A 1,033-nucleotide genomic window follows, 5' to 3' on the forward strand; every position below is an offset into this window, starting at 1 on the left:
GTGCGACTCTCATTGTCATCGCTGAAGTCATCATTAACTGGGGTGACTGTCAGCGTCAGGGTCGAGGTGTCATCGGTACCTGAGCCATCGGTGAGGGTGTAGGTGATCACCGGCACGTTGCCGTTGTAGTTGGCGGCGGGAGTAAAGGTGTATACGCCAGTGCTGCTGAGGCTAAAGGTGCCCACGCCGCTGATGTCAATGTCACTGCCATCGGCAGTATGCACCGTGTTGTCACCGGCGATGGTGAAGGTGGTCACCGTTAATGGGCCATCAACACTGCTGCCATCAATGACATTGCCAGTGATCTGGGCGCTATCTTCGGCAATGGTGCGACTCTCATTGTCATCGCTGAAGTCATCATTAGCTGGGGTGACTGTCAGCGTCAGGGTCGAGGTGTCATCGGTACCTGAGCCATCGGTGAGGGTGTAGGTGATCACCGGCACGTTGCCGTTGTAGTTGGCGGCGGGAGTAAAGGTGTATACGCCAGTGCTGCTGAGGCTAAAGGTGCCCACGCCGCTGATGTCAATGTCACTGCCGTCGGCAGTATGCACCGTGTTGTCACCGGCGATGGTGAAGGTGGTCACCGTTAATGGGCCATCAACACTGCTGCCATCAATGACATTGCCAGTGATCTGGGCGCTATCTTCGGCAATGGTGCGACTCTCATTGTCATCGCTGAAGTCATCATTAACTGGGGTGACTGTCAGCGTCAGGGTCGAGGTGTCATCGGTACCTGAGCCATCGGTGAGGGTGTAGGTGATCACCGGCACGTTGCCGTTGTAGTTGGCGGCGGGAGTAAAGGTGTATACGCCAGTGCTGCTGAGGCTAAAGGTGCCCACGCCGCTGATGTCAATGTCACTGCCGTCGGCAGTATGCACCGTGTTGTCACCGGCGATGGTGAAGGTGGTCACCGTTAATGGGCCATCAACACTGCTGCCATCAATGACATTGCCAGTGATCTGGGCGCTATCTTCGGCAATGGTGCGACTCTCATTGTCATCGCTGAAGTCATTATTAACTGGGGGTGACTGTC

The 1,033-nt window shown here is 55.9% G+C and carries 1 protein-coding gene; it reads right to left on the reverse strand.

All coding sequences use genetic code 11. From position 1 onward, the window contains the following. Positions 1-1,033 (reverse strand): tandem-95 repeat protein (locus KT99_RS19835; RefSeq protein WP_040572252.1); only part of this gene is annotated, 1,033 nt, incomplete at both ends.

The sequence above is a fragment of the Shewanella benthica KT99 genome, assembly GCF_000172075.1.
GTDB classification, from domain to species: domain Bacteria; phylum Pseudomonadota; class Gammaproteobacteria; order Enterobacterales; family Shewanellaceae; genus Shewanella; species Shewanella benthica_A.